At 63.2% G+C, this 9737-nt stretch carries 9 protein-coding genes and 1 pseudogene; 1 reads left to right on the forward strand and 9 read right to left on the reverse strand.

Going from position 1 to position 9737, the window contains the following annotated elements:
* The 3 genes and pseudogenes from EN939_RS09805 to EN939_RS09815 all read right to left on the reverse strand — a co-directional run.
* Positions 1 to 372 (reverse strand): annotated as a pseudogene (locus EN939_RS09805) (phosphate acyltransferase PlsX); the annotation flags it as partial.
* A gap of 113 nt (positions 373 to 485) precedes the next feature.
* Complete coding sequence (locus tag EN939_RS09810; protein WP_027162417.1) at positions 486 to 1034, reverse strand: YceD family protein; 549 nt, start codon at positions 1032 to 1034, stop codon at positions 486 to 488.
* The gene (locus EN939_RS09815; protein WP_127267861.1) at positions 1031 to 1579 is read right to left on the reverse strand and encodes a ubiquinol-cytochrome C chaperone family protein; all 549 of its coding nucleotides are present in this window, start codon (positions 1577 to 1579) and stop codon (positions 1031 to 1033) included. Before EN939_RS09815 ends, EN939_RS09810 begins: the two co-directional genes overlap by 4 nt.
* 114 nt (positions 1580 to 1693) lie before the next feature.
* On the opposite strand from EN939_RS09815, the gene EN939_RS09820 reads away from it, so the two are divergent.
* On the forward strand, positions 1694 to 2206 hold the full coding sequence (locus EN939_RS09820) for an outer membrane protein assembly factor BamE (protein WP_127267855.1): 513 nt from the start codon (positions 1694 to 1696) through the stop codon (positions 2204 to 2206).
* Between the two features lie 279 nt (positions 2207 to 2485).
* On the opposite strand, the gene EN939_RS09825 is transcribed toward EN939_RS09820, so the two are convergent.
* The 6 genes from EN939_RS09825 to EN939_RS09850 form a co-directional block, all read right to left on the reverse strand.
* Positions 2486 to 4627: a sodium-translocating pyrophosphatase gene (locus EN939_RS09825; protein ID WP_127267856.1), complete on the reverse strand. Its 2142-nt coding sequence runs from the start codon at positions 4625 to 4627 to the stop codon at positions 2486 to 2488.
* Positions 4628 to 4864: 237 nt separating this feature from the next.
* Entirely contained in the window at positions 4865 to 5614 is a 750-nt protein-coding gene (locus EN939_RS09830) for an ABC transporter permease (RefSeq protein WP_127267857.1), read from the reverse strand.
* Complete coding sequence (locus EN939_RS09835; protein ID WP_127267858.1) at positions 5611 to 6549, reverse strand: ABC transporter ATP-binding protein; 939 nt, start codon at positions 6547 to 6549, stop codon at positions 5611 to 5613. Before EN939_RS09835 ends, EN939_RS09830 begins: the two co-directional genes overlap by 4 nt.
* Positions 6546 to 7709 carry an ABC transporter permease gene (locus tag EN939_RS09840; RefSeq protein WP_127267859.1) on the reverse strand — a complete coding sequence of 388 codons (1164 nt, stop codon included), beginning with the start codon at positions 7707 to 7709 and terminating at the stop codon, positions 6546 to 6548. The genes EN939_RS09835 and EN939_RS09840 overlap by 4 nt, the downstream gene beginning before the upstream one ends.
* Positions 7710 to 7764: 55 nt before the next feature.
* Positions 7765 to 8676 (reverse strand): glycine betaine ABC transporter substrate-binding protein OsmF, encoded by a 912-nt coding sequence (osmF, locus tag EN939_RS09845; RefSeq protein ID WP_127267860.1) that lies wholly within the window; start codon positions 8674 to 8676, stop codon positions 7765 to 7767.
* A gap of 177 nt (positions 8677 to 8853) precedes the next feature.
* Positions 8854 to 9737, reverse strand: an 884-nt coding sequence (locus EN939_RS09850) for an MFS transporter (protein ID WP_164750929.1), incomplete at its 5' end; no start/stop codon positions are given.

Consider the following 9737-nt stretch of genomic DNA (forward strand, 5'->3'; position numbering starts at 1 on the left):
ATCGATGGTGGCCATGGTGCGCAGGCAAAATTTCGACATCGCCATCAGCGCGCCGGTGTTGCCGGCGGAAATGCAGGCGTCGGCTGTGCCGGCCTTGACCGCTTCGACGGCCTTCCACATCGATGACTTCCAGCGGCCGTGGCGCAGCGCCTGGCTCGGCTTGTCGTCCATCCTGACCGCAACTTCGCAATGGAAGAATTCGCTGATCTCGGCGAGCTTGGGAAATTTGGCAAGTTCGGGGCGCACGACTTCCTCACGCCCGAAGATGACGAAGCGGATGTCGGGACGACGGGTCGCGACCGTCATGAGCGCTGGTATGACCACGGCTGGTCCGTGATCGCCGCCCATGGCATCGATGGAAATCCTGATCACGCGGTATTTATCTCACGGTTAGGCGGCAGGTCGCTTGAGCGACCGCGAAGGTTCGGCGAAAATAACGGTTTTGGGCTGCCGCACAACCGACTTTTCCGTCGCGGGCGAGCTTTTCAGGATTTTCCCAGCAAGGATCGCAGTTTTTGCTGAAATTCATTCTCCGCCGGTTCGGTCTCGCTGCCGGCATTGAGCGATGCGCCCTGCTTACGCGGATAGGGGTCGATGGCGAGCCCGAAATACTGTTCGGCGAGTGCCCCGACATCGATCGTGTCACCGGAAAATGTCTCTGGACTGTCAGGGCCTTCCGCATCGAGCAGGATCTCGCCGCCACCATCGAAGCCCTGCCGTCCGAGCTTGGAATCCTCGGGCAGCAGCAGCGCTTCGACCGGTTCGTCGATATGTGCTTCGACAGGCTCGAGCGTGACGATGCAGGCCTGAGTGATGTCGGCCTCGACGCGGCCGCTGATCTTCACGCCATTGCGCTTCCATGACGCGACCAGAAGCTCGGCGCGATAGGATTCGACCGAAATCAGCCCGTGCTCCTCGGCCAGTGCCGCACGCTGTGCGGCATCGGCCTCGATAACCAGCGGCAGGCCCTTCTGCGGCAGGCGCGTAATGTTGGCGCGGAAGGAGACCGGGCTTTGCGGGTCAACATGCTTCATTGTTCAACCTCCTTGGCGGCGGGAAAGGTCAGCGTGCCGGAGACAATCGATTCGGATGGCTGCGCGGCCAGATGACTGCGCGCGTCGGTAACATAGTTGGCCAGCAGCGATGCTTCCGCCCAGGCGCCCGTGTCGGGCCGGACATTGCGGGCAAGAGCCGCGGTCAGCCCGTCATGGTCGTTTCTTTCCAGGGCATCATCATAGGCAGCGGTACGGCCATAAAACATCTTTGCCAGTTTTTTCATGCGTTTGGGCACGCCAACGTCGCCAATGCCCAATTCCCGCAACGAATGGTCGACGTCAAGGAAGAACTCGTCGATCAGCACCTGGGCGACCTCTTGCGCCGCACCGCTCTCCCCGCGCAACCTGTGCTGGAACAGGAACATGTGCAGCGACAGCATCTCGAAACGGCCAAGCGGCGTATCTGGCACATTCCAGTGGGAATAAAACACAGTCTGCCGCGCCGCCGCCACGATTTGTGCGTAAAGCGCCTCGGTGATAGCGCGGTTGGCGTAGCGTTCGCGGCCAAAAAAGCGCTGGAACATTGGGGATGGTCTCCTGGGGACCGTTTGTTGAAGTGGGCTTGTTGCATCGGCAAGCAAGCTGGTTTACCGGTTTCGCGGCCCAGCGCAAGTTGCGGCCAGCTAATGGAGTTGTTGTTGCGCGCGCTGAATTTCAAGTCGACCTTCTCGTCCAGGCCCGCCGGCGCGATCTCGCTGCTGATGATCGTTTCGGCACTGTCCGCCTGCCACACCTCCAAGATGATGGGCGATCTCAGCCCGAGCGAGACGCTGACGCAAGGTTACGTCATAGACCAGCAGGCAATCGACCTGGTGCCGGTCGGTTCGAGCCGCGAGCAGGTGCTTCTGGCGCTCGGCACGCCGTCGACGACCGCGACCTTCGACAACGAGGCATTCTATTACATTTCGCAGACGCGCAAGCGCTACGTCGCCTTCGACAAGCCACGGCTCATTGACCAGCATGTGCTGGCTGTCTATTTCGGCGCCGATGGCCGTGTCACCCAGATCGCCAATTACGGGAAGAAGGATGGCAAGATGTTCGACTTCATCTCGCGCACCACACCGACCGGCGGCAAGGACCAGAACTTCCTCAGCCAGGTCATCAACGGTGCCAGCAAGCTGGCGCCCGGCATTCCCGGCGGCGGCGTCTAGTTCCCTTCGGCTTCCATTCCCGGAAGCCTCGTCATCTCAGGCGACCAAAAACCCGCGGGAGCGATCCTGCGGGTTTTTGTTATGGGTCACCAGTCAGGGCACGGCCACTGGCATGCTGCAGTGGCCACCACTGAAAACACGACGCTGGGCCCGGCATAAGGTGCCAGCGCACGCATTGCGAAGACCGGGCGAAAGCGAGCGCTGAAGGATAGTTTGGCTTTGCCTCAACAAAAAACCCGCGGGATCGCTCCCGCGGGTTTTTTCGGGCTGAAGCCTTGATCAGCCGTGCGCGAGCACGGCCAGCAGCAAGAGCGCGACGATGTTGGTGATCTTGATCGCCGGGTTGACGGCCGGGCCAGCGGTGTCCTTGTAGGGATCGCCGACCGTGTCGCCTGTCACCGAAGCCTTGTGCGCCTCGGAACCCTTGAGATGCTTGACGCCGTCCTTGTCGACAAAGCCGTCTTCGAAGGACTTCTTGGCGTTGTCCCAGGCACCGCCGCCAGAGGTCATCGAGATGGCGACGAACAGGCCATTGACGATGACGCCGAGCAACGAGGCACCCAGCGCTGCAAAGGCGGACGCCTTCGAGCCCGAGATCAACAGCACGCCGAAATAGACCACGAGCGGTGCCAGCACCGGCAGCAGCGACGGGATGATCATCTCGCGGATCGCCGCCTTGGTCAGCAGATCGACCGCGCGTGCGTAGTTCGGCTTCGAGGTGCCGGCCATGATGCCCGGATCCTCGCGGAACTGCTTGCGCACTTCCTCAACGATGGCGCCCGCCGCGCGGCCGACGGCCGTCATGGCGATGCCGCCGAACAGATATGGGATCAAGCCGCCGAAGATCAGGCCGGCGACGACGTAGGGGTTGGAGAGATCGAAGGAGATCTCGCCCATGCCCTGGAAGTAGGGATATTTGTCGCCATTGGCGGCAAAGAACTTCAGGTCGTTCGAGTAGGCGGCAAACAGCACCAGTGCGCCGAGACCGGCCGAACCGATGGCGTAGCCCTTGGTCACCGCCTTGGTGGTGTTGCCGACCGCGTCGAGCGCGTCGGTGGACTGGCGCACTTCCTTGGGCAGGCCGGCCATTTCGGCAATGCCGCCGGCATTGTCGGTGACCGGGCCGAAGGCGTCGAGCGCAACGATCATGCCGGCAAGACCGAGCATCGTCGTGACCGCGATCGCCGTACCGAAGAGGCCGGCAAGCTGATAGGTCGAGATGATGCCGCCGACGATGACGATCGCCGGCAGCGCCGTCGATTCCAGCGAGACCGCAAGGCCCTGGATGACGTTGGTGCCGTGACCGGTGACCGACGCCTGAGCGATGGAGTTGACCGGGCGCTTGTTGGTGCCGGTGTAGTACTCGGTGATGACGACGATGAGACCGGTCACCACGAGGCCGATCAGGCCGCATATGAACAGGTTCTTGCCGGTGATGACCATGCCGGCGACTGTGCCGATCTCGCCCCAGCCGAGCGTCACCTGTGTGGCGACGCCGAGGCCGACGATGGACAGCAGGCCGGTGACGATCAGGCCCTTGTAGAGCGCGCCCATGATCGAGCCGTTGGAACCGAGCTTGACGAAGAAGGTGCCGACGATCGAGGTGAGGATGCAGGCGCCGCAGATGGCGAGCGGATAAAGCATGGCCGCACCCAGAACGGCGGTGCCGCCAAAGAAGATGGCAGCCAGAACCATGGTGGCGACGACGGTCACCGCATAGGTTTCGAACAGGTCAGCGGCCATGCCGGCGCAGTCGCCGACATTGTCGCCGACATTGTCGGCGATGGTGGCCGGGTTGCGCGGATCATCTTCGGGAATGCCGGCTTCGACCTTGCCGACGAGATCGCCGCCGACGTCGGCGCCCTTGGTGAAGATGCCGCCGCCGAGACGGGCGAAGATCGAGATCAGCGATGCGCCGAAGCCGAGCGAGACCAGCGAGTCGATGACGATGCGGTCATTGGGCTGGAGGCCCATGAAGTGGGTCAGGATGAGGTAGTAGATCGACACGCCGAGCAAGGCCAGGCCAGCAACCAGCATGCCGGTGATGGCGCCCGATTTGAACGCGATGTCGAGGCCGGCAGCGAGGCTGTTCGATGCGGCTTGCGCCGTACGAACGTTGGCGCGAACGGAGACATGCATGCCGATGAAGCCGGCGGCGCCCGAAAGCACCGCACCGATCAGGAAGCCGATCGCGGCGGTGATGGACAGCAGCCACCAGGCGAGCACGAGGACGACGACGCCAACGATGGCGATGGTGGTGTACTGACGCGCCAGATAGGCTTGTGCGCCCTCGCGGATAGCCGCGGAGATTTCCTGCATGCGTGCATTGCCTTGATCGGCCGCAAGGACCGAACGTGTCGCCCAGATGGCGTAAAGGATTGAAAGCAGGCCGCAGGCGATGACGGCGGAAATAATTGTCATTGCCGGATTTTCCTCGATTGATGGCCCAAAAGAACCCCTCCCTGGGCCGTTGAGACAAAGACCGGATTCCGAGCACGGAATCCGCCTCTTCGCATCGGTGTATGCGAAACAGGGCTGCGAACGTCAAGATATTGTTCGGTTTTTGCCCGGCTTTCGCCCAAATGGTTTGGGCCAGGCGACGACTGCTGTCAGCACCCTCTATTAGATCGATTGAAATTGGCCTGACGCAGGACGCCCCTACTCGGCTCCCCGGCCCATGCGGCGCGCCGTGTAGCGCTCGATCGCCGACAGACCGTCATAGATCAGCACGGCAAGCGCTGCCACGATCAGGCCGCCTTGCAGGATGAAGGCGAGATTGTTGGACAACAGCCCGGCGATGATCACTTCGCCCAGCGTTTTGGCTGCCACGGTCGAACCGATGGTCGCGGTGGCAAGACTGATCACCACCGACAGCCTGATGCCGCCGAGAATGATCGGGGCGCTGAGCGGCAGCTCGACCTTGGTGAGCCTTTGCCAACCGGTCATGCCGGCGCCGCGCGCCGCCTCGACGACATTGGCCGGCAGCGTCGTCAGACCGGTCAGTGCATTCTCGAAAATCGGCAGCAGGCCATAGAGAAACAGGGCGATCAGTGTCGGCTTCTCGCCGAAGCCGACGGCCGGTACGGCAAGCGCCAGCACCGCCACCGGCGGAAAGGTCTGACCGATGTTGACGAGGCTGCGCGATAGCGGCAGGAATTCGGCGCCGGCCGGCCTGGTGACCAGGATGGCAAGCGCCACCGCAACGATGGTTGCCGCCACGGTGGCGATCAGAACCGTGCGTAAGTGCAGCAGGGTCAGCGTCAGCAGGCTGCCCTGGTTGTAGATCACCGGCGCGTTGTTTTCGGTCAGCGGCTTCAGCAGCGGCACGAACCACCCGGGATTGGTGACGAAGGCGACAAGCAGCACCACCAATGCTAGCCTGAGCAGCGATGGAAGCCAGGCCTTCATGCCGGCCTCGCCGCACGCTTCACCAGCCCTTCGACGGTCACGCGGCCAAGCGGCTTGCCGTCGGCGCCTTTGACCGGCAGCGCCGGCCGGCCCGACCACAACAATTCGGCCAGCGCGTCGCGCTGGCTCGCATCGCCGGGGATCGCCTCACCTTCGGCGGAGCCCTTCTCCACGGCATCGCGGACCCGGCCGAGCGACAGCAACCGGAACGGCCTTTCGCTGGCGCCAACCAGGGTCTCGACGAAGGCGCTTGCCGGCTTTGCCAGGATCTCGGCCGGCTTGGCGTATTGCACCAGCTTGCCGGCATCCATGACCGCGATCTTGTCGCCCATATGCACGGCCTCTTCCATGTCGTGGGTGACGAGGATGATGGTGGTGCCGAAGCGCTTCTGGATCGCCAGCAGATCTTCCTGCGCCTTGGTGCGGATGATCGGGTCGAGGGCGCCGAACGGTTCGTCCATCAACAGCACGTTGGGTTCGGCGGCGAGTGCGCGGGCAACACCGACGCGCTGCTGCTGGCCGCCGGACAGTTCGTGCGGGTAGCGAGGCCCGAAGGCTTCGGGATCGAGCTGATAGAGCGTCATCAGTTCGTCGACCCGGGCCTTGATACGGTCCTTGTCCCAGCCAAGCAGCACCGGCACGGTGGCAATGTTCTGTGCCACCGTGCGATGCGGAAACAGGCCGTGCCCCTGGATAGCGTAGCCGATGCTGCGGCGCAGCTCGTAGCCGGGCAGCGAACGATTGTCGGCGCCGTCGAGCTTGATGATGCCCGAGGTCGGCTCGACCAGCCGGTTGATCATGCGCAGCAGCGTCGTCTTGCCGGAACCGGACGTGCCGACAATGACGGCGATGGTGCGCGGCTCGATGACCATCGACACGTCATCGACCACGGTCGTCGCGTCATAGCGCTTGGTGATGCCTTCGATCTCGATCATGCCGTTTCAACCCTGCGCCTGGTGGCGGTCATTTCGATCACCGCATCGAGGATGATGGCGGCGGCAAAGGCGAGCGCGACCGTTGGCACCGCGCCAAGCAGCACAAGGTCCATCGCCGTCTGGCCCACACCCTGGAAGACGAACACGCCGAAACCGCCGCCGCCGATCAGCGCGGCAATGGTGGCGAGGCCGATGTTCTGCACCAAGACGATGCGGATGCCGGTGAGGATGACAGGAAAAGCCAGCGGAAACTCGATGCCGAACAGGCGCTGCCTGTCGGTCATGCCCATGCCGCGCGCCGCGTCGTTGGCCGCGCGCGGCACGCCGGCCAGACCGACCACGGTGTTGGCCACCACCGGCAGCAGCGAGTAAAGGAACAGCGCCACAAAAGCCGGTGCGGTGCCGATGCCGCGAATGCCGAGCGCGGCAGCTCCCGGCACATGCGTGGCAACCCAGCCGAGCGGCGCGATCAAAAGGCCGAACAGCGCGATCGAAGGAATGGTCTGGATGATATTGAGCGCGTTGAGAACGCCGGCGCGCAGACTTTCGACACGATGGCAGAGAATGCCGAGTGGCAGGCCGACGACCACCGCCGCAAGCAGCGACCCTAGCGCCAGCGTTACATGCTTGGAGCCCTCTGCCCAGAAACTGTCGGCGCGGTTGAAATATTCCTTCAGGATCGACAGATTGTCCCAGCTTCCCGAAATCAACAGCAGCCCGATCGCCAAAGCCGCGACCACAAGCACGCCAACCCGCGCCAATGGCGACAGGTTCAGCCTTGTCAGCACGTCGGCGAGCAAAAGCGTGAAGGCAAAGATCAGAATCCAGAAACCGGAGGCTGGCGAAACTCTGGCGAAGGTGTTGCCCGCCGGCGTGAGAAATGTTCCGGCGACACCGATCAGCAGCGCGAGCGCGGCAAGCGCCATCACGCTGGCGGCAAGGCGCAGCACAAGTGGTGTCTTGAACAGCGCAATGAGTGCTGCGGCGACAATGATGGCGAGCAGCAGCGTCCCGGTCGTTGCCGGCAGCGCATCGAGAATCGAGCGCGCCTGGCCGGGGACGATGCGGTTGGCACGGAACGTGGCAAAGGGGGCGGCGAAGGCCGCATAGGCTGATATCGCGGCGATGACCACGCCGAGCTTGTCGAAGCGGATGTTCACGCCCTGCCCCTTCAGTCGATCCGGCGCGCCACGAAAGCGGCGCGCCGGAATCGTCCTACTTCAGGAAGCCGTTCTTCTTCAGGAAGTCCTCGGCGACGCCCTTGACCGGCTCGCCGCCGACCTGAACGCGACCGTTCAGTTCCTGCAGGGTGACGAGGTCGAGCTTGGCGAAAACCGGCTTCAGCAGCGTCTCGATCTCGGGATGCTCCTTCAGCACCGCTTCGCGGATGATCGGCGCCGGCTGGTAGACCGGCTGCACGCCCTTGTCGTCGTCGAGCACGACGAGCCCGGACGGTGCGATGCCGCCATCGGTGCCGTAGACCATGGCCGCAGTGGCGCCATTGGTCTGGTTGGCGGCCGCTGCGATGGTTGCCGCCGTGTCGCCGCCCGAGAGGGTGATCAATTGCTCAGGCTTCAGCGTGAAGCCATAGGTGGTCTGGAAAGCCGGAAGTGCGGCCGCCGAATTGACGAACTCGGCGGAAGCCGCCAGCACCACCTGACCGCCGCCCGCGACATATTTGCCGAAGTCGGTAAGCGTGGCGAGCTTGTTGGTCTCGGCGACTTCCTTGCGAAGCGCGATCGCCCAGGTGTTGTTTGCGGGCGACGGCGACAGCCAGACGATCTTGTTGGCGTCGTAGTCGAGCTTCTTGGCCGTTTCATAGGCCTTGGCGGCGTCTTTCCAGACCGGGTCGTCGGCCTTTTCGAAGAAGAAAGCGGCGTTGCCGGTGTATTCGGGATAGATGTCGATCTCGCCGGCGGTGATCGCCTTGCGCACCACCGGCGTGCCACCGAGCTGGATACGGTCCGATGTCTTGATGTTGTTGGCGTTGAGCACGAGCTGGATGATGTTACCCAGCACGCCGCCCTCTGTGTCGATCTTCGAAGAGACAACCACCTGGGCATTGGCGGAAGCCACCGTGATGCCGAGCGCCAATGCCGCGCCGGCCAGAAACTTGACTGAAAACATTGTGAAACCCCTTGCTATGAACCGAAACGCGGTGACCGCATATGAGCATGGCTTCAACGGCCAGTCGGGGTACACGGTTTCATAACAATAGGTACAGACGCAATATTTTTGTTCCGAAGCGGTAAATTCGGCCGACATCGTGCTGACAGCGCCGTGTCAGGTGAAACGGCGGATGGATCAGGCTTCGGCTTTGCGCAAGCTCGTCAGCTTGAGCGCGCCGAGCGCCACGAAGCACAGGACGGTAACCGGAAAGACTATCCAGTTCAGCATCTCCCAGCCCCAGGCGTTGTAGACCATGCCCGACATCAGCGAGGCGCAGGCGACGGAGCCGAACAGGACGAAGTCGTGGAAGCCTTGCACCTTGCCCTTTTCCGACGGCCTGTAGGTGGCGGCCACCATCGCGGTCGCGCCGATGAAGCCGAAGTTCCAGCCAAGGCCTAGCAGGATCAGCGACGTCCAGAACTGCCACAGCGCCAGGCCCGACAGAGCGACAATGGCGCAGCCGATGAGCAGGATCAGGCCGGTGGCCACAATGCGTTCGGCGCCGAAGCGATGGATCAGCGAGCCGGTGAAGAAGCTTGGCGCGAACATCGCCATGACGTGCCAGGAGATGCCGAGCGTCGCGTCGTTCTCCGACAGGCCGCAACCGACCATGGCCAGCGGTGCGCCCGTCATGACGAAGCTCATCAGCGCATAGCTGCCGACCGCGCAGAAAAGCGCGGCGACGAAACGCGGCTGCGTGACGATTTCAGCCAGTGGCCTGGCGTCGCTGTCGGCGATCTCCACCTTGCCGGATGCTTTCGCCGGCAGCCGCAGGAACGACAGGATGATAGCGCCGACGGCGGCCAGCGGCAGGATGGAGATGAAGGAACCGGCAAACATGACCGGCGCCAGCAATTCGCGGGTGAAGATGACGATCTGCGGCCCAAGGATGGCGGTGACGATGCCGCCGGCCAGCACGAATGAGATGGCACGCGCCTTGAATTCCGGCGGTGCGTTGTCGGCAGCGGCGAAGCGGAACTGCTGGACGAAGGCGCCGCCGACACCGATCGTGAGCAAGC

This window comes from Mesorhizobium sp. M7A.F.Ca.CA.002.05.1.1, from assembly GCF_003998335.1.
Lineage (GTDB): Bacteria > Pseudomonadota > Alphaproteobacteria > Rhizobiales > Rhizobiaceae > Mesorhizobium.